This window comes from Aquabacterium sp. OR-4, assembly GCF_025290835.2.
Lineage (GTDB): Bacteria > Pseudomonadota > Gammaproteobacteria > Burkholderiales > Burkholderiaceae_C > Pseudaquabacterium.
Genome location: NZ_JAOCQD020000002.1, coordinates 1,021,277 through 1,040,618, shown reverse-complemented (window position 1 = coordinate 1,040,618; position 19,342 = coordinate 1,021,277). Strand labels below are relative to the sequence as shown.

Sequence of the window (19,342 nt, the reverse complement as noted above, 5' to 3'; positions counted from 1 at the left end):
TCAACGGGCCGTTAGGTTGTGGCCGGCTGCGAGCCGGGCTGAGCACCCGCGCCGTTGAAGCCGTAGTGCGCGGCCAGCACGCCCCAGGCCTCTTCGGCGGTCTCGACAAAGTGGAACAGCCCCAGGTCGCCCGGGCTGATCATGCCGGTGTCCACCAGGTGCTGGAAGTTCACCAGCTTCTCCCAGAACGCGCGCCCGAACAGCAGGATCGGCCGGCGCCGGCTCTTGCCGGTCTGGATCAGCGTCATGGTCTCGAACAGTTCATCGAGCGTGCCAAAGCCGCCCGGAAAGCACACCAGCGCGATGCTGCGCATCACGAAGTGCATCTTGCGCAGCGCGAAGTAGTGGAACTGGAAGCACAGCTCCGGCGTGATGTACGGGTTGGGCTGCTGCTCGTGCGGCAGCACGATGTTCAGGCCGATGCTCTTGCCGCCCACCTCGTGCGCACCGCGGTTGCCGGCCTCCATGATGCCGGGACCGCCACCGGTGACCACGTAGATCGGCGTGTCGTGCGCCCGCGAGCGCTCGGTCACGATGGCGGCAAACTCGCGCGCCGCCTCGTAGTAGGCGCTCATGGCCAGCGCGGCCTCGGCGCGGCGCAGGGCATCGGCATCGTCGGCGCCCCGCGCGGCCTCCACGCGGGCCTGGGCCTCGTCGCGCGGCAGGATGCGCGCCGAGCCGAAGATCACGATGGTCGATTCGATGCCCTGCTCGCGCTGGATCAGCTCGGGCTTGAGCAGCTCGAGCTGCATGCGAACCGGGCGCAGCTCGTCGCGCAGCAGAAACTCGGTGTCGGTGAAGGCCAGGCGGTAGGCGCTTTCCGGGCCGTCGTACAGCGAGGGCGGCTGTGCCGCCTGCGCGTCTTGCTCGGCGGTGGGAAAGTTGCGCGCAGTCAGCGCGCCCAGGTGCCGGGCATCGGGCTTGGCATCGGACTTGGAGTCGGACTTGGGGTCGGTCATGGTGGCAGCTTAACGCCCTGCGGGCACGGAGAAAACCCGTTGCGGGCTAGCATGCCACCCGCTTCTTGAACCTTGGCTTTGGAAAGGCGGGCCGCCGATGGGCTTGCGCGCGATCACGCTCGACCTGGACGACACGCTGTGGCCGGTGTGGCCGGCCATTCACCGCGCCGAGGCGCGACTGCACGACTGGATGCGCGAACACGCCCCGGCCACCGCGGCCGCGCACGATGTGGCCGCGCTGCGCGAGATCCGCGCCGCCGTGGCCCGCGACCTGGCCGACCAGGCGCACGACCTCAGCGCCATGCGCCGCGAGAGCATCCGCCGCGCGCTGCTGGCGGCCGGCGACGACCCCGCGCTGGCCGTGCCGGCCTTCGACACCTTCATGGCCGCGCGCCAGCAGGTTGAGCTGTTTGACGACGTGGTGCCGGCGCTGGCCCGGCTGGCGGCGCGTTATCCGATCGTGGCGCTGTCCAACGGCAATGCCGATGTGCGGCGCATGCCGGCGATCGCCGGCTACTTCAGCGCCAGCCTCAGCGCGCTGGATCTGGGCGTGGGCAAGCCGGCGCCCGCGGCCTTTGCCGCCGCCTGCGCCCGGGCCGGTTGCGCGGCGCACGAAACTTTGCATGTGGGCGACGATGGCCATGCCGACATCGACGGTGCGCTGGCCGCCGGCCTGCAGGCCGCCTGGGTGCGCCGGCCCGAACTGCCGCCGCCGGCCGCGCCACAGCGCACGCCGCAGCATGTGGTGACCGGCCTGGCCGAGCTGGTGACGCGGCTGGGCTGCTGAGGTTTCAAGAGCTCCGGACAAAGGCGCTGGGGAGGTCACCCGAGAAATCGACCGCATTCCCGGTGCAACTTTCACGCCAGTCTTCACTCAGTGGAAAAAGCGCGGTCTTATACTGACCGCGAACCCCATGAATGGCAGGCCCGAAGGGGCCAAGGCGGACACGATGACGGGCAAATTGAAGGTGGCAGGCCTGCTGGCGCTGGGCGCCCTGGCTGGCGCGCTCACCACGATGCAACTGCAGGCCAATGCCCGCAGCTCGCTGGCACCGCTGCCGCTGGAAGAGCTGCAGCAGCTGGCCGCGGTGTTCGGCATGATCAAGAGCGACTATGTCGAGTCGGTGGACGAGAAGAAGCTCATCTCCGACGCCATCGGCGGCATGGTGGCTGGGCTCGACCCGCACTCGGTCTACTTTGACAAGAAGACCTTCAAGGAATTTCGCGAAGGCACCACCGGCAAGTTTGTCGGCGTGGGCATCGAGATCGGCATGGAAGACGGCCTGGTGAAGGTGGTCTCGCCGATCGAGGGCTCACCGGCCTTTCGCGCCGGCCTGAAGCCCGGCGACCTGGTGACCAAGATCGACGACAGCGCGGTCAAGGGCCTCAGCATGGACCAGGCCGTCAAGAAGATGCGCGGCGAGCCCAACACCAAGGTCACGCTCACCATCTTCCGCAAGCTCGAGAACCGCAGCTTCCCGGTGACCATCACGCGCGAAGAAATCCGCGTGCAGAGCGTGCGCGCCAAGCTCATCGAGCCCGGTTACGCCTGGATCCGCGTCAGCCAGTTCCAGGACCGCACGGTTGACGACTTCGCGCGCAAGCTCGAGGAGCTGTACAAGAGCGAGCCCAACCTCAAGGGCCTGGTGCTGGATCTGCGCAACGATCCGGGCGGTCTGCTCGAGGGTGCGGTGGCGCTGTCGGCGGCCTTCCTGCCCAGCGAGGTCACGGTGGTCAGCACCAACGGCCAGATCGCCGAGAGCCGGGCCACCTTCAAGGCCTCGCCCGAGTACTACGTGCGCCGCGGCAGTGCCGACCCGCTCAAGAAGCTGCCCGCCGCACTGAAGCATGTGCCGCTGGTGGTGCTGGTCAACGAAGGTTCGGCCTCGGCCAGCGAGATCGTGGCCGGCGCGCTGCAGGATCACAAGCGCGCCACCATCATGGGCGCGCAAACCTTCGGCAAGGGCTCGGTGCAGACCGTGCGTCCGCTGTCGGCCGACACCGCGCTGAAGATCACCACCGCGCGCTACTACACGCCCAGCGGCCGCAGCATCCAGGCCAAGGGCATCGTGCCCGACCTCTGGATCGACGAAACCGCCGAGGGCAATGTGTTCGCCGCGCTGCGCATGCGCGAGGCCGACCTGGAAAAGCACCTGGGCGAGAAGAACAAGCCCGCCGGCGCCGCAAGTGGGGCCGATGCCACCGAAGCCGCGCAGCAGAAGGCGCGCGACGAGGCGCGTGAAGAGGCGCGCAAGAAGCTCGAGGAAATGGCCGCCAAGACCAAGGAGCCGATCAAGCCGCTGCCCGAATTCGGCAGCGCCGAAGACTGGCCGCTGGTGCAGGCCCTCAACCAGCTCAAGGGCAAGCCGGTGGCGGTGAGCAAGACGCTCAGCGAGCGCAAGGCGGCGCTGGACGAAGACAAGCAGTAACTGGAGCACCCGGCGCCGGTGTACCGGCGCCACCCGCCAGTTCAAGGCCCGCTTCGGCGGGCCTTTCGCATTCGGGGGCTATGCTTCGTGCCAGCATGAATGACGACCAACTGCTGCGCTACTCGCGCCACATCCTGCTTGACGAGATCGGCATCGAGGGTCAGGCACGCCTGCTCGCCAGCCATGCGCTGGTGATCGGTGCCGGCGGGCTGGGCTCGCCGGTGGTGCTGTACCTGGGCACGGCCGGCGTGGGCCGCATCACGCTGGTGGACCACGACACCGTGGATGTGACCAACCTGCAGCGCCAGATCGCGCACAACCTGGCGCGTGTGGGCCAGCCCAAGGCCGAGTCGGCGCGCGACACCCTGGCCGCGATCAACCCCGACGTGCAGGTGCTGCCGGTGGTGCAGCGCGCCGATGCGGCCTTTCTGGCCCAGGCCGTGGCCGCGGCCGATGTGGTGCTCGATTGCAGCGACAACTTTGCCACCCGCCATGCCGTGAACGCCGCCTGCGTGGCCGCGGGCAAGCCGCTGGTCTCGGGCGCGGCCATCGGCTTCGATGGCCAGATCTCGGTGTACGACACGCGCACGGCCCAGGCGCCGTGCTACCACTGCGTGTTTCCGGCCGATGCCACCTATGAGGAAGTGCGTTGCGCCACGATGGGCGTGTTTGCGCCGCTGGTGGGCATCATCGGCAGCATGCAGGCCGCCGAGGCGCTGAAGCTGCTGATCGGCACCGGCAGCTCGCTGGCTGGCCGCCTGCAGATGCTGGACGCCCGCACGATGGAGTGGACCGAGATCCGCATGCCGCGGCAAAAGGGCTGCACGGTGTGCGGACACCGCGCCTGAGCGCGGCCTGACGCTCAGCCGCTCAGTCGCCCAGGGCCCGCAGCGCGTCGGATTCGAGGATCTGCACCGCCGGGCCGTTGCTGGCCAGTGCCCGGTGCAGCGCCCGCGCCACGCAGTCGGCAGGGATCGGCCGCAGCCGACGCGGCAGCAGCCAGCCGATGGCCGGCGCCAGGCGCTGGGCGATCTGCTCGCCGGCGCGCACGGGCTGGCCCAGCGCCGCACGGTCACCCAGCAGCAGCGAGGGCCGGGCGATCACCAGGCGCGGCCAGTCCATGGCGATCAGCGCTGCCTCGGCCTCGCCCTTGATGCGGTTGTAGAACACCGCCGAACCGGCCTCGGCGCCCAGCGCCGACACCAGGCCCAGGCGCTGCGCGCCGGCGGCGCGTGCCGCCTGGGCAAAGGACAGGACGGCGTCGAGATCCACCGCACGGAACGCGGCTTGCGAGCCTGCGGTCTTGATCGTGGTGCCCAGCGCGCAGAAGGCCGCGTCGATGTCCGGCAGCACGGGCCCGCCGGGCTGGCCCAGACGGGCCGGGTCGGCGAACAGCGCGCGGGTCTTGGTGTCGGGCATCACCCCGGCCGCCGGTGCGCGGCGCAGCACGGCATGCACCGCGGTCACGGCCGGATCGGCGGCCAGCGCCTGCAGCAGGGCCCGGCCCACCAGGCCGCTGGCGCCGGCCACGGCCACGCGCCGCAGCGCGCTGCTGGGGTGGCGGTTCACGGCAGGAAGGGGCGCATGGCGTGGGCAGTGCAGGCCGTGGCGGGGGGAGTGCGGAGGGACGGACGGCGCGGCAGGTGCTGCACGCGCGCGCCGGCCGCAGGCCTCGCCGGGCCTCAGTGCGTCAGCGCTTGGGCGAGGTCAGGCGCGAGACCAGGCCGCCCGCGCCGCTGCGCTGGCCGCCACCGGAGCCGCCACCGCCGCTGCGCTGGCCACCGCCATTGCTGCCGCCGTTGCCGCCACCGCCGTTGCCACCACCGTTGCCAGCCTGGCGCGGCTGGCCGCCCTGGGGGCCGTTGCCACGGCCACCCTGGGGCGCCGGGCCGCGGCCACCTTGCGGCGCCGGCCGGCCCTGGCCACCACCGCCCGAGCCACCACCCGAGCCACCGCCCGAACCGCCACCAGGGCCGCGGCCGCCGCCCTGGGCACCGCGATGGCCACCGCCACCGCCGCCACCCGGCCGGCCACCACCACCCGGGCGGCCCATGCCGCCGCCGGGGTTGCGCTTGGTGCCGCCCACGCCGATGGTCATGCGGCCCAGCACGATGGGCTCGGCGCGCTCGTCGGCCGGGGCCTCGAAGCCGGCCACCGCCTCACGCGGGATGCTGCGCTTGATCAGCTTCTCGATGTCCTTGAGGAAGATCTCCTCGTCCAGGCACACCAGGCTGATGGCCTCGCCCTGCGCGCCGGCACGGCCGGTGCGGCCGATGCGGTGCACATAGTCTTCGGGGATGTTGGGCAGCTCGAAGTTCACCACGTGCGGCAGCTGGTCGATGTCGATGCCGCGCGCCGCGATGTCGGTGGCCACCAGCACCGGCAGCTCGCCGCTCTTGAACTCGCTCAGCGCCTTGGTGCGCGCGCCCTGGCTCTTGTTGCCGTGGATGGCCATGGCACCGATGCCGCGGTCGTTCAGGTACTCGGCCAGGCGGTTGGCGCCGTGCTTCATGCGCGTGAACACCAGCACCTGGTGCCAGTCACCTTCGCGGATCAGGTGCGCCAGCAGCTCCTTCTTCTTGTCGCGCGCGACCGGATGGATCTTCTGCGCGATGGCGTCGTTGGTCTGGTTGCGGCGCGCCACCTCGATCAGCGAGGGCTGGTTCAGCAGGCGGTCGGCCAGGGCCTTGATGTCGTCGCTGAAGGTGGCCGAGAACAGCAGGTTCTGGCGCTTGGGCGGCAGCACCGCCAGCACCTTCTTGATGTCATGGATGAAGCCCATGTCGAGCATGCGGTCGGCTTCGTCCAGCACCAGGATCTGCACCTTGCTCAGGTCGAGCGTGCCCTGGCCGTGGTGGTCGAGCAGGCGGCCCGGCGTGGCCACCAGGATGTCGATGCCCTGGCGCAGGCGGTCGATCTGCGGCTGCATGCCCACGCCGCCGAACATCACCATGCTCTTGAGCGGCAGGTACTTGCCGTAGGTGCGCACGCTTTCTTCCACCTGGGCCGCCAGCTCGCGCGTGGGGGTGAGGATCAGCGCGCGGATCATGGCGCGGCCGCGGCTGTCGCGCACCGGGGCCTCCACCGACAGGCGCTGCAGCAGCGGCAGCGTGAAGCCGGCGGTCTTGCCGGTGCCGGTCTGGGCGCCGGCGAGCAGGTCGCCGCCCTGCAGCACGGCGGGAATGGCTTGCGCCTGGATCGGGGTGGGAGCGTCGTAGCCTTGTTCGTGGACGGCGCGCAGCAGCGGCTCGGCAAGGCCGAGATCGGTGAATTTCATCGGGTTGGGTGTGCTCGCCCCGGGGGGAGTGGGGCTGTGCTCGATCAGCCTCGCAACCACTCGTTGCCGAGGGCTCCAGTCGGAAGAGGCTGTCAGGTCGATGTGGAGGTCGGATCGACTGTGCCCGCGTGACTGGTGGCGCTGGCACAGGCCCATTGTAGCGGGCGGGGTGCCCGCCAGCGGATGACAAGGCCTGCCATCGCGGCGCAGTTCACTGCCACGGCCGCTGTCATGGCCCGGTCATGGCCTGGGCGGGCACTTTTACAATCGCCGCTCCTTCACCGCAGCCCGGCCCACCCGGCCGCCTGCTGCCAGACAGGGCCCGTGCCGCAGCCGCGCACCCGGGCCCCCCCAGCCGGAGCCTCACGATGGACACCCGCACCCACCCCGCCCGCGAACGCTTGCAGCGCGTGCGCGACGCCCTGCTTGGCCAGGGCGCGCATGCACTGCTGGTGCCCAGCGCCGACCCGCATCTGTCGGAGTACCTGCCCGGCCGCTGGCAGGCGCGTGAATGGCTGTCGGGCTTTACCGGCTCGATGGGCACGCTGGTGGTCACGCGCGACGAGGCGGCGCTGTTTGCCGACAGCCGCTACTGGGAGCAGGCCGAGCGCGAGCTGCAGGGCAGCGGCATTGCGCTGGTGAAGATCCCCACCGCCGCAGGCGCGCACCACATCGACTGGCTGGCCCAGCACACACCGCGCGGCGGCACGGTGTGCGTGGATGGCGACGTGCTGGGCCTGGCGGCCGCGCAGCAGCTGCGCGGCGCGCTCGAGCGTGCCGGCATCCAGCTGCACACCACGGCCGACCTGATGGACGCGGTGTGGCCCGACCGGCCGGCACTGCCGCAGGCCGGCGTGTATGCGCACGAGGCGCCCTATGCGGCCGAGCCGCGTGCCGCACGCCTGGCGCGGGTGCGCGAGGCCATGGCGCGGCATGGCGCCACGCAGCACTTCGTGTCCACCGTCGACGACATCGCCTGGATTACCCACCTGCGTGGCGCCGATGTCGAATACAACCCGGTGTTCCTGGCCCATCTGCTGATCACCCTGACCGGTGCCACGCTGTTTGTCGGCAGCGCGCAGCTGCCCAAGGTGCCGCCCGCACTGGCCGCCGAACTGGCCACCGACGGCATCACGCTGGCGCCCTATGACAGCGCCGCCGCGGCGCTGCGCGCGCTGCCCGGTGAGGCCGTGCTGCTGGTCGACCCGCGCCGCATCACGCTGGGCTTTCGCCAGCAGGTGCCGGTGGGCGTGCAGGTGATCGAGGCCATCAACCCCAGCACGCTGGCCAAGTCGTGCAAGGGCGAGGTCGAGGCCGCGCACATCCGCGAGGCCATGGCCGAAGACGGCGCCGCGATGTGCCACTTCTACGCCTGGTTCGAGGCCGCGCTGGCCCGCGGCGAGCGCATCAGCGAGCTCACCATCGACGAGAAGCTCAGCGCCGAGCGCGCCCGGCGCGCCGGCTTCAAGGGGCTGAGCTTCTCCACCATCGCCGGCTTCAATGCCAATGGCGCGCTGCCGCACTACCGGGCGCTGCCTGGCGCCTATGCCTGGATCGAAGGCAACGGCCTGCTGCTGATCGACTCGGGCGGCCAGTACCTGGGCGGCACCACCGACATCACCCGCGTGTGGCCGATCGGCCAGGTCAGCGCGGCGCACAAGCGCGACTACACGCTGGTGCTCAAGGGCACCATGGCGCTGTCGCGGGCGCGTTTTCCGCGTGGCACGCTGAGCCCGATGCTCGATGCCATCGCCCGTGCGCCGCTGTGGGCCGAGGGCCTGGACTACGGCCACGGCACCGGCCATGGCGTGGGCTACTTCCTGGCCGTGCACGAAGGCCCGCAAAGCATCAGCAAGGCCATTGCCGAGCCGCAGATGGCCATGCAGCCGGGCATGATCACCTCCATCGAGCCCGGCCTGTACCGCTCGGGCCAGTGGGGCATCCGCATCGAGAACCTGGTGATGAACCGGCCGGCCGCCACGCCCGAGCACGGTGCCTTTGGCGAGATGCTCGAGTTCGAGACCCTGACCCTGTGCCCGATCGACACCCGCTGCATCGAGCGCAGCCTGCTGCGCAGCGACGAGGTCGACTGGCTCAACGCCTACCACGCCACGGTGCGCGAGCGCCTGGCACCGCGCCTGAGCGGGGCCGCGCTCGACTGGCTGATCACGCGCACCGCGGCCTTGTGAGCGCCCCCCGGGCCGGGCTGCCGGCCATGGGCATCGACGTGGGCGGCACCAAGATCGAGGCCGTGCTGCTGGACGCCCATGGCGCGCAGCGGTGGCGCGAGCGCCGGGCCTCGCCCTCGACCGACTATGCGGCCATGCTCGACAGCATCGGCGCGCTGGTGGCCGCCGCGCGCGCAATGGCACCTGAAGGCCTGAGCATCGGCCTGGGCACGCCCGGCAGCCTGAGCGCCGACGGCCGCATTAAGAACGCCAACACCCAGTGCCTGAACGGTCGCGCGCTGGCCGCCGACCTGCAGCTGCAGCTGGGCCAGCCGGTGCGCCTGGCCAACGATGCCAACTGCCTGGCCTTGTCCGAGGCCACCGATGGCGCGGGGCAGGGTGCGCCGGTGGTGTTTGCCGCCATCCTGGGCACCGGCACCGGGGCCGGCATCGCGGTTGATGGCCGCGTCTTGACCGGCCCCAACCGCCTGGCCGGCGAATGGGGCCACAACCCGCTGCCCTGGGCGCCGCCCGACGAGCCGCAGCTGCCCTGCTACTGCGGCCAGCAGGGCTGTGTGGAAACCCTGGTCAGCGGCCCCGGCATGGCGCGCGAGCATGCGCTGCGGCATGGCGGCAGCCTGAGCGCGCTGCAGATCGCTGCCGCCGCCGAGGCCGGCGAAGCCGCGGCCCAGGCCACGCTGGCGCGCTGGCACCAGCGCCTGGCGCGAGCCCTGGCCGGCGTGATCAACCTGCTCGATCCGCAGGTCATCGTGCTGGGCGGTGGCCTGTCGCGCATCGCCAGCACCTATGCCGTGGTGCCGGCGCTGTGGCAGCGCTGGGTGTTTGCCGGTGGCCTGCAGGAGCCGGTGCGCACCCGCCTGCTGCCGGCCCGGCACGGCGACGCCTCGGGCGTGCGCGGCGCCGCCTGGCTGTGGCGCGAGGCCGCGCTGGCGGCCGGGCGCCGGCAGCGCGCGCACCCGCCGCCCGGCCCGCGCCGGCGCATGCAGGGATAATCCCGCCATTCGCGCCGGCCCAGGCGCGCCTTGTCCCCGACCTCGAGCCCTCCGCACACCATGGCCCAGTACGTCTTGTCGAAACCACTGCCCGGCGCCGCCGGCCTCTCCACGCTTCGCTTCGGGAGGGCCCTGTAATGGCGCAGTACGTTTTCACGATGAACCGTGTCTCCAAGACGGTTCCGCCCAAGCGCCAGATCCTCAAGGACGTGTCGCTGTCGTTCTTTCCCGGCGCCAAGATCGGCGTGCTGGGCCTCAACGGCTCGGGCAAGTCCACGCTGCTGAAGATCATGGCCGGGCTCGACAAGGAGATCGAGGGCGAGGCCGTGCCCATGCCAGGCATCAAGATCGGCTACCTGCCGCAGGAGCCGCTGGTCAACCCCGAGCAGACGGTGCGCGAGGCGGTGGAAGAGGGCATCGGCGGCGTGCTGGCCGCCAAGGCCCGGCTAGACCAGGTGTATGCCGAGTACGCCGAAGAAGACGCCGACTTCGACAAGCTGGCCGCCGAGCAGGCCGAGCTCGAGGCCATCATTGCCGCCGCCGGCAGCGAGAACACCGACCTGCAGCTCGAGCTGGCCGCCGACGCGCTGCGCCTGCCGCCCTGGGACCAGACCATCGGCGTGCTGTCGGGTGGCGAGAAGCGCCGCGTGGCGCTGTGCCGCCTGCTGCTGAGCAAGCCCGACATGCTGCTGCTCGACGAACCCACCAACCACCTGGACGCCGAATCGGTGGAGTGGCTCGAGCACTTTCTGCAGCGCTTCTCGGGCACCGTGGTGGCCATCACCCACGACCGCTACTTCCTCGACAACGCCGCCGAGTGGATTCTCGAACTCGACCGCGGCCACGGCATTCCCTGGAAGGGCAACTACTCCGACTGGCTCGACCAGAAGGAAAAGCGCCTGGAGAGCGAGCAAAAGACCGAAGACGCCCGCATGAAGGCGATGAAGGAAGAGCTGAAGTGGGTGCGCAGCAATGCCAAGGGCCGTCAGGCCAAGAGCAAGGCGCGCCTGGCCCGCTTCGAGGAGCTGAGCGACTCCGACTACCAGAAGCGCAACGAGACCAACGAGATCTTCATCCCGGTGGCCGAGCGCCTGGGCAACGAGGTGATCGAGTTTGAAGGCGTCACCAAGAGCTTTGGCGACCGGGTGCTGATCGACAACCTGAGCTTCAAGGTGCCGGCCGGCGCCATCGTCGGCATCATCGGCCCCAACGGCGCCGGCAAGTCGACGCTGTTCCGTATGATCCAGGGCGTCGAGCAGCCCGATGGCGGCAACGTCAAGATCGGCAAGACGGCCAAGCTGGCCTTCGTCGACCAGAGCCGCGCCAGCCTGGCCGCCGAGAAGACGGTCTGGGAAGACGTGTCGGGTGGCCTCGACAACATCGTGGTGGGCAAGTTCGTGATGCCCAGCCGCGCCTACATCGGCCGCTTCAACTTCAAGGGCAACGACCAGCAAAAGCTGGTGGGCAGCCTGTCGGGTGGTGAGCGCGGCCGCCTGCACCTGGCCAAGACCCTGGCCCAGGGCGGCAACGTGCTGATGCTCGACGAGCCGTCCAACGACCTCGACGTGGAAACCCTGCGCGCGCTGGAAGAGGCGATGCTGGAGTTTGCCGGCTCGGCCATGGTGATCAGCCACGACCGCTGGTTCCTCGACCGCATCTGCACCCACATCCTGGCCTGCGAAGGCGACTCGAAGTGGTTCTTCTTTGACGGCAACTACCAGGAGTACGAGGCCGACAAGAAGAAGCGCCTGGGTGAAGAGGGCGCCCGCCCGCACCGCCTGCGCTTCAAGAACATCAAGTGACCGGGCGCGCCTGAACCTGCTGCGCGGGCCCATCGCGGGCCCGCGCTGCCTGCCGTACCGGCGTGCGGCTGCGCGGCTCGACCCACGCTGAGCCCGCTCGCGACGGTTCTTGCCCGCCTGGCTGGTGCCCGTCAGCACCGCGGGCCGGGCGCTCCAAACCGCCACTGATCGCATCGCCGGCCCCTGGGCCGGCGTGGCCGCTCGGCATGGCCTCACAATCGTCAGGACGCTCCACTGTGGAACCCTGCCGATGCCGCTCGCTCACCCGCAATCCGTCTGGCGCCTGTCGGCGCTGACCACCGCCGCCCTGGCCACGCTGCTGGCCGGTTGTGCCCAGCTGCCCGGCCAGGTGGGTGCCCCGGCCACGGCCGCGCCGGTGGCCGCTGCGGCCTCGGCACCGCCCGCACCACCCACGCCAGCCGCGCCGGGCGCCAGCGCGCCGGCCAGTGCCCGTGCGGCGGCGGGCCCGGCACGCGCCGCCAGCGGCCCGGCCGCCGCGGCCACCCCGCCGGCACCGCCGGCCCCCGGCCAGCCGCCGCCCTTTGCCACGGTGATCAAGGACGCCACCGAGGTCAAGGGCCTGTTCACCGCCTGGCGCAAGGACGAGAAGCTGTGGCTCGAGCTGCGGCCCGAGGATTTCAACAAGCCCTTCTTCCTGTCGCCCAAGCTCAGCTCGGGCATCGGCGAGCAGATGCTGTTTGGCGGCCTGATGCTGCCCTCGCCGCGCCTGGTGCAGTGGAAGCGCGTGCACAACGTGGTGCGGCTGGAGGCCATCAACCACCAGCAGGTGGCCAAGGACGGCACGCCCGAGGCGCGTGCGGTGGCCAGCGCCATCTCGGCCAGCCTGCTGGGCAGCATTCCGGTGGCCAGCGCGGCGCACCCCGAGCGCAAGTCGGTGCTGATCGACGGCGGTGCCATCTTCGTGGGCGACATGCTGGGCCTGGGCGCCACGCTGCAGCGCACCTTCCGCCAGGGTTACAGCTTCGACGGCCGCAACTCGGCCGTGCTGGGCGTGCGCGGCAAGCCCGAGCTGCTGGTGCTGGAGGTGCAGAACCACTACGCCACCGCCAACCTGGCGGTGCCGCAGCCGGGCATGCCGCCGGGCGCGCCGCTGCCCACCGTGCCGCGCGGCCTGGCCGATGCACGCAGCCTGTTCCTGGGCATCCACTACTCGTTGGCGCGCCTGCCCGAGCAGCCGATGGCCGCGCGTGCGGCCGATCCGCGCGTGGGTTACTTCCTGTCGACCACCGACGACTTCAGCGACGACCTGGCCCGCTCGCCGCGCCAGCGCATCGTGCACCGCTGGCGCCTCGACAAGAAGGACCCGGCGGCCGAGCTGTCCGAGCCGGTCAAGCCGATCACCTACTGGCTCGACCGCAACATCCCGGTGAAGTACCGCGCGGTCATCACCGCCGGCGTGCTGGAGTGGAACAAGGCCTTCGAGAAGATCGGCTTCAAGAACGCCATCGAGGTCAAGCAGCAGCCCGACGACGCCGACTGGGACACGCTGGACGCCGGCGTGGCCTCGGTGCGCTGGATGGTCAACCGCGAGCCGGTGTTCGGCGCCATCGGGCCCTCGCATGTCGACCCGCGCACCGGCGAGATCCTTGACGCCGACATCGGCATGGAAAGCCTCTCGTCGCGCAACATCCGTGCGGCGCGCGCGCGCATCCTGGGCGCGGCCAGCGGCCCGGCCGAATGGGCGGCGCTGATGCAGGTGGCCACGCCGCCGGCCGATGGCCATGCCGCCGCGGGGCACCTGGCCTGCGCCCATGGCGACCAGGCCGCCGAGCAGCTGGGCTTTGCGCTCGATGTGCTCACCGCGCGCGGCGACCTCGAGCCCGACAGCGCCGAGGCCCAGGCCTTCGTGATGGCCTATCTGCTCGATGTCACGATGCACGAGGTGGGCCACACGCTGGGCCTGCGGCACAACTTCCGCGCCTCGCGCATCTTCAGCGACAAGCAGGTCGGCGACCCGGCGTTCACCAAGGACCACGCCTTCACCGGCTCGGTGATGGAGTACGCGGCGATCAACCTGCCGCGCCCCGGCGAGCCGGCCGCCGCGCCCTTCCAGACCACGCTGGGCCCCTACGACTACTGGGCCATCGAGTACGCCTACAAGCCCATCGCCGCAGCGGAAGAGAAGGCCGAGCTGCAGCGCATTGCCGGGCGCAGCGGCGAGCGCGAGCTGGCCTACGGCACCGACGAGGACAACTTCCTGGGCACCGACCCCGACGCGCTGCAGATGGATCTGGGCGACGACCCGATCGCCTTTGCCGCGCGCCGCTTCGACATCGTGGCCGATCTGCTCAAGCGCCAGGAAACCCGCCCGCTCAAGCCCGATGAAGACTACGCCGGCCTGCGCCGCTCGGTGGCCTATGCGCTGCGCGATGCCGGCCGCGCCGCCGGTGTGCTGCTGCGCCAGGTGGGCGGCGTGCGCTCGCTGCGCGACTACCCCAACACCGGCCGCGACCCGCTGCAACCGGTGGCCGCCGAGACCCAGCGTGCCGCGCTGGCGCTGCTGAGCAAGCGCGTGCTGGCCGCCGGCGCGTTCCAGGTCAGCCCGGCGCTGCAGCGCCGGCTGGCGCCCGATTTCATGGAGCGCCTGGAGCTGCTGGCCAGCACGCCGACCGAGTTTCCGCTCACCCAGAACGTGCTCGACCTGCAGCGCGCGCTGCTCGGCCGCCTGATGAGCGACGATCTTTCGCGCCGCGTGCTCGACAACGAGGAGCGGGTCGACAAGCCCGAGCAGGCCCTGCACCTGCGCGAGCTGTACCAGCAGCTCGAGGCCGATGTCTGGAGCGAGCTGGGCGGCAGCGGCGCGGCGGGCGAGATCGGCGCCGCGCGGCGCGAGCTGCAGCGCGAGCACCTCAACCGCCTGGCCGCGCTGGTGCTGCGCCCGGGCCAGCTGGGCCGGGCCGACGCACGTGCCCTGGTGCGCAGCCAGGCCAGCGCGCTGCTGGGCCGCATCGAGCGCGCCGGCCGCCACGCCGGCCTCAGCGCCGACACCCGCGCGCACCTGAAGGACAGCGCCGAATCGCTGCGCAGCGCGCTGGCCGCGAAGCTGGAGCGCAGCGGGGCATGAGCGCGCCGGGCCGCTCCCAGGCGCGAACCCCGCAGCGCTCTGCGCGGAGGGGGGGGCGGTGAGCCTCGTGGCGCCTGCCATCGCCCCTGCCCCCGCCAGGGGGTGGCGCGCCTGGCTGCGCGGCCTGAACCCGCGCACCCTGGGCTGGGTGATCGGCCTGGCGGTGCTGGGCGCGGCGCTGCTGAACCCGATCTTCAAGCCCTCGTTCCTCGAGCTGTCGGGGCGCACCGTGTTCGTGGCGCTCACCTGCCTGCTGGCCTTCAGTGCGGCCGGGCACTGGCAGCCGCGCTGGCTGCCGGGCGGCATGCCGCGCTGGCTGGTGCAGTCGCTGGCGCTGGCGCTGGCGGCGCCGCTGGCCACGCTGGTGGTCTACCTGGTGGCCTCGCGCGGCGACATCCGTGCCTTTGTCTCCAACGAGGCGCGGCTGTTCGGCTTCTTGTGGATCTCGGTGCCGGCCATCCTGGTGGGCCTGGTGCTGGCGCTGGGCTCGCTGCTGCGCGAGCGCGAGGCCCAGGCGCGCACGCTGCGGCTGCAGCTCGACCTGCACCAGGCCGAGCTGGCGCGCCAGGCGGTGGACGCCCGGCTGGCGCTGCTGACCGCGCAGATCGAGCCGCACTTTCTGTTCAACACCCTGGCCAATGTGCAGGCGCTGGTGGAAACCGGCTCGCCGCGCGCGCCCGAGGTGCTGCGCAGCCTGATCGCCTACCTGCGCGCGGCCCTGCCGCGCCTGCACGAGGACGGCGGTCTGCCCTCGCTGGGCAACGAGCTGGCGCTGGTGCGCGCCTACCTCGAGCTGATGCACCTGCGCATGCCCGACCGGCTGCGCTATGCGGTCACGGTGGCGCCCGGGGTCGAGGCGGTGCGCTTTCCGGCCATGTCGCTGCTGACCCTGGTGGAAAACGCCGTGCGCCACGGCATCGACCCGGCCGAGGACGGCGGCCTGATCGAGGTGAGCGCCGCCCGCGCCGACGATGGCACGCTGCTGCTGCGCGTGGCCGACACTGGCGTGGGCATGGCGCCCACCGCCGCGCCGGGCACCGGCCTGGCCAATCTGCGCGAGCGCCTGGCCAGCGTCTACGGCAGCAGCGCGCGGCTCGAGCTGACCGAGGTGGCCCCGCACGGCGTGTGCGCCGAGATCCGCGTGCCGCCGCCGGCCTGAGCGGCCGCACCGCCGCACTGACGCCCGACGCCCGACGCCACCCCCATGACACCGACCTGCCTGATCGCCGACGACGAGCCGCTGCTGCGCGAGCACCTGGCCAGCCATCTGGCCCGGCTGTGGCCGGCGCTGCAGGTGGTGGGCCAGGCGCGCAACGGCCGCGAGGCGGTGGCGCTGCAGGCCCAGCACCAGCCCGACATCGTGTTTCTCGATGTGCACATGCCCGGCCTCAGCGGGGTGGACGCGGCCCGGGCCATTCGCGAGGCCGAGGCCGCCGAGCAGCCGGGCGCTGGCGGTGGCGGTGGCGGCGGTGGCAATGCGGGGGGTGCCACCGGCGGGCCCGTGCGGCGCGCGCAGCTGGTCTTTGTCACCGCCTACGAGCAGTACGCGGTGCAGGCCTTCGAGCAGGGCGCGGTCGACTACCTGGTGAAACCTTTCGAGGCCGCTCGCCTGGCCGACACGGTGGCGCGCCTGCGCGAGCGGCTCGATGCGCCCGCGCTGGCGCTGCCCGCCGCGGCGGCCACTGCCGCCGAGGCCACTGCCGCCGAGGCCGCGGCCGACGACGACGGCTCGGGCCGCATCGACGCGGTGCTGGCCCGGCTGGCGGCGCGCCTGCAGCATGCCGGCGGCCGCGCCTGGCTGCAGTGGATCAAGGCCTCGGTGGGCCAGGCGGTGCGCCTGATCCCGGTGGACGAGGTGATCTACCTGCGCTCCGACGAGAAGTACACGCTGGTGGTCTGGCAGGGTGGCGAGGCGCTGATCCGCAAGCCCATCCGCGAGCTGGTGGACGAGCTCGACCCCGAAAGTTTTGCCCAGGTGCACCGCTCGGTGATCGTCAACCTGCGCGCCATCGCCCAGGTGGTGCGCGGCGCCAATGACACGGCCGACGTGCACCTGCGCGGCCGCGCCGAGACGCTGCCGGTCAGCCGCAGCTTTCTGCACCTGTTTCGCCAGATGTGAGCCGGGGCCGGGCCGCTGCGCGGCCCATTACAGTCGCCCCCCATGAATCTGCTGCTGGCCAAACCTTTTGAACTGCTGCCTGCGCTGGACTGGCTGGCACTGGCGCTGTTTTTTGCCGGCTGGGTGGGCTATGCGCTGTGGGCCAAGCGCCGCGCCGAGGTGCGGCCGTCGATCCTGGCCACCACCAACCGCTGGCGGCGGCGCTGGATGCTGCAGGTCACCTGGCGCGAGAACCGCATCGTCGATTCGGCGGTGGCGCAAAGCCTGTCGGCCAGCCCGTCGTTTTTTGCCTCCACCAGCATCCTGATCATCGGCGGCCTGCTGGCGGCGCTGGCCTCCACCGAGAAGGCCACCGAGCTGGTGCAGGAGCTGCCCTTTGCCGCGCGCACCTCGGCCCTGGTGTTCGACCTGAAGCTGGCCACGCTGGCGGCGATCTTCGTGTTCGCGTTTTTCCGCTTCACCTGGAGCATCCGCCAGTACAGCTTTGGCGTGGTGATGGTGGGCGCCGCGCCCGATGTCAGGCGCTACGCCAACGATGCCGAGCGCGAGCTGTTTGCCGACCGCGCCGGCCGCGTGATGGGCCTGGCGGCCGAGACCTTCAACGACGGGCTGCGCGCCTACTACCTGTCGTTTGCGGTGGTGGCCTGGTTCGTCTCGGCCTGGGCCTTCATCGGCGCCACGGTCTTCGTGCTGTGGGTGCTGTACCGGCGCGAGTTCCACAGCGAGGTGCTGCACGCGCTGCGGGCCGGCCTGGACTGAGCTGCGGCCGCCCGGCCGGCCGCGCTACTTCAGAAACGCCTGCACCACCGCCACGGTGCGCGCCGGGTCTTCCTCGTGCGGGATGTGGCCCAGGTCGTCGAACACCTGCACTTGCGCGCCGGGGATGTCGGCGGCAAAGCGCTGCGCCGTGGCCGGCGGAATCAGGCGGTCGCGGCCGCCCCACAGCACCAGCGTGGGCTGGGTCACGCCACGCACCTGGGCCACGCCTTCGTCGGGCGTCCATTGCCGCGCGCGCTCGATCAGCGCGGCGCGATTGCCCTCGCGCAGCGTCAGCTCGTGGTAGCGCTCGACCATGGCCTCGGTGACGTGCGCCGGGTCGCCCATCACCAGGCTCAGGCCTTCGCGGATGAACGATTGCGGCAGCACATGCTCGGCCACCCGGCCCAGCACCGGCACGCGGGCGATGCGCCAGCCCAGCGGAATCTGCGCCACGTTGCGCTGGTAGCCGGCGGCATCCACCAGGATCAGCCGCTCCACCCGCTGCGGCGCGCTGGCGGCGATGCGCCAGGCCACCTCGCCGCCCAGCGAGTTGCCGGCAATGCTCACGCGCGGCAGCTTGAGCTGGTCGAGCACGTCGAGCACGAAGCGCGCGTACTGCTCGCCGGTGTAGGGCCGGCCGGCATAGGGCCCGTCGAAGGGCCCGGTCAGGCCGAAGGCCGGCAGGTCGAGGCTGATCACGCGGCGCGTGCCGCGCAGCGCGCGCACCCAGCCGTCCCAGGTGTGCAGGCTGGCCGAGGTGCCGTGCAGCAGCAGCAGCGGCACCGGATCCTGGCGCGGGCCCTCGTCGCGGAAGTGCACCAGCTGGCCGCCCAGATCGAGAAACTGCGAGGGCGGCGGTGCCCAGCGGGCCACCAGGGTGTCCACCGGGCGGTCGGGGGCGCGCACCAGCGGCAGCGCCAGCGCGCTCAGCAGCAGCAACAGGCCGAACAGGCGCAGCAGCAGGGCGCCCATCACGCGCCGGCCGCCGCGCTGGCGGGGTGCAGCGCCGGGTCGAGCCCCAGGCGTTCGTCGAACACGAAACAGCGGCCATGCCAGCCCGGCGCCTGGCCCGCGGTGGCCTCGAAGTACTTCAGGATGCCGCCCTCGAGCTGGTAGCTGTGGCTCAGGCCCATCTCCTGCATCACGATGGCCGCCTTTTCGCAGCGGATGCCGCCGGTGCAGTAGCTCACGATGGTGGCGCCTTCCAGCTCGGCGCGGTGCGCGGCCAGGGCCGCCGGAAACTCGCTGAACTTGTCGATGCGCCAGTCGATGGCGTTGTCGAAGGCGCCGTCGTCCACCTCGAAGGCATTGCGGGTGTCGAGCATGCGCACCGGGCGGCCGGCGTCGTCATGGCCCTGCCCGAGCCAGCGCGCCAGCACCTCGGGGGCCACGGCCGGGGCGCGCCCGGCTGCCGGGCGCACGGCCGGGTGGTTCATGCGGATGATCTCGCGCTTGATCTTCACCTTCAGGCGCTTGAAGGGCGGGGCCTCGCTCCAGCTCTGCTTGGCCTCGAGCCCGGCAAAGCGTGCGTCGGCGCGCAGTGCCGCCAGCCAGGCGTTCACGCCGTCGGCGCTGCCGGCCAGGAACAGGTTGATGCCTTCTTCGGCCAGCAGCACGGTGCCGGTGAGTTGCAGCGCCTGGGCGCGCTGGTGCAGCGCGTCGCGCAGCGCCGGCAGGTCGTCCAGGGGCACGAAGCGGTAGCTGCTGATGTTCAGGATGGCGGCCATGGCG

At 71.5% G+C, this 19,342-nt stretch carries 15 protein-coding genes; 10 read left to right on the top strand and 5 right to left on the bottom strand.

Annotation, left to right across the window (positions count from 1 at the left end; translation table 11 throughout):
• Positions 1-11: 11 nt before the first annotated feature.
• Positions 12-959, bottom strand: coding sequence for an LOG family protein (locus N4G63_RS16895; RefSeq protein ID WP_260786602.1), 948 nt, complete (start codon positions 957-959; stop codon positions 12-14).
• 97 nt (positions 960-1,056) lie between these two features.
• On the opposite strand from N4G63_RS16895, the gene N4G63_RS16890 reads away from it, so the two are divergent.
• The 3 genes from N4G63_RS16890 to N4G63_RS16880 all read left to right on the top strand — a co-directional run bounded on the left by N4G63_RS16890 (position 1,057) and on the right by N4G63_RS16880 (position 4,236).
• Positions 1,057-1,746 (top strand): HAD family hydrolase, encoded by a 690-nt coding sequence (locus tag N4G63_RS16890; protein ID WP_260786601.1) that lies wholly within the window; start codon positions 1,057-1,059, stop codon positions 1,744-1,746.
• A 163-nt stretch (positions 1,747-1,909) separates the two neighbouring features.
• On the top strand, positions 1,910-3,388 hold the full coding sequence (locus tag N4G63_RS16885) for a S41 family peptidase (protein ID WP_314599956.1): 1,479 nt from the start codon (positions 1,910-1,912) through the stop codon (positions 3,386-3,388).
• A 95-nt stretch (positions 3,389-3,483) separates the two neighbouring features.
• A complete protein-coding gene (locus N4G63_RS16880; RefSeq protein WP_260786600.1) occupies positions 3,484-4,236 on the top strand; it encodes a HesA/MoeB/ThiF family protein in 753 nt (250 codons plus the stop codon).
• Between the two features lie 22 nt (positions 4,237-4,258).
• Here N4G63_RS16880 and N4G63_RS16875 read toward each other — a convergent pair whose 3' ends face one another.
• A complete protein-coding gene (locus N4G63_RS16875) occupies positions 4,259-4,957 on the bottom strand; it encodes an NAD(P)H-binding protein (RefSeq protein WP_260786599.1) in 699 nt (232 codons plus the stop codon).
• 121 nt (positions 4,958-5,078) lie between these two features.
• Complete coding sequence (locus tag N4G63_RS16870) at positions 5,079-6,665, bottom strand: DEAD/DEAH box helicase (RefSeq protein ID WP_260786598.1); 1,587 nt, start codon at positions 6,663-6,665, stop codon at positions 5,079-5,081.
• Between the two features lie 368 nt (positions 6,666-7,033).
• Between N4G63_RS16870 and N4G63_RS16865 the strand changes: the two genes are divergently transcribed.
• The 7 genes from N4G63_RS16865 (at position 7,034) to N4G63_RS16835 (ending at position 17,611) form a co-directional block, all read left to right on the top strand.
• Entirely contained in the window at positions 7,034-8,854 is a 1,821-nt protein-coding gene (locus N4G63_RS16865) for an aminopeptidase P family protein (protein ID WP_260786597.1), read from the top strand.
• Positions 8,851-9,846 (top strand): ROK family protein, encoded by a 996-nt coding sequence (locus N4G63_RS16860; RefSeq protein WP_260786596.1) that lies wholly within the window; start codon positions 8,851-8,853, stop codon positions 9,844-9,846. Before N4G63_RS16865 ends, N4G63_RS16860 begins: the two co-directional genes overlap by 4 nt.
• A 137-nt stretch (positions 9,847-9,983) precedes the next feature.
• On the top strand, positions 9,984-11,648 hold the full coding sequence (gene ettA, locus N4G63_RS16855) for an energy-dependent translational throttle protein EttA (RefSeq protein ID WP_260786595.1): 1,665 nt from the start codon (positions 9,984-9,986) through the stop codon (positions 11,646-11,648).
• Between the two features lie 250 nt (positions 11,649-11,898).
• Positions 11,899-14,733 (top strand): zinc-dependent metalloprotease, encoded by a 2,835-nt coding sequence (locus tag N4G63_RS16850; RefSeq protein WP_260786594.1) that lies wholly within the window; start codon positions 11,899-11,901, stop codon positions 14,731-14,733.
• A 58-nt stretch (positions 14,734-14,791) separates the two neighbouring features.
• The gene (locus tag N4G63_RS16845; protein WP_260786593.1) at positions 14,792-15,892 is read left to right on the top strand and encodes a sensor histidine kinase; all 1,101 of its coding nucleotides are present in this window, start codon (positions 14,792-14,794) and stop codon (positions 15,890-15,892) included.
• 45 nt (positions 15,893-15,937) lie between these two features.
• Entirely contained in the window at positions 15,938-16,852 is a 915-nt protein-coding gene (locus tag N4G63_RS16840) for a LytR/AlgR family response regulator transcription factor (RefSeq protein ID WP_260786592.1), read from the top strand.
• Positions 16,853-16,894: 42 nt separating this feature from the next.
• Entirely contained in the window at positions 16,895-17,611 is a 717-nt protein-coding gene (locus tag N4G63_RS16835) for a DUF599 domain-containing protein (protein WP_260786591.1), read from the top strand.
• Positions 17,612-17,635: 24 nt separating this feature from the next.
• Here the strand turns inward: N4G63_RS16835 and N4G63_RS16830 are convergent, their stop codons facing one another.
• Together N4G63_RS16830 and N4G63_RS16825 are read right to left on the bottom strand one after the other, a co-directional pair.
• A complete protein-coding gene (locus tag N4G63_RS16830) occupies positions 17,636-18,583 on the bottom strand; it encodes an alpha/beta fold hydrolase (RefSeq protein ID WP_260786590.1) in 948 nt (315 codons plus the stop codon).
• Positions 18,583-19,338, bottom strand: coding sequence for a sulfurtransferase (locus N4G63_RS16825; RefSeq protein WP_260786589.1), 756 nt, complete (start codon positions 19,336-19,338; stop codon positions 18,583-18,585). Before N4G63_RS16825 ends, N4G63_RS16830 begins: the two co-directional genes overlap by 1 nt.
• Positions 19,339-19,342 lie beyond the last annotated feature (4 nt).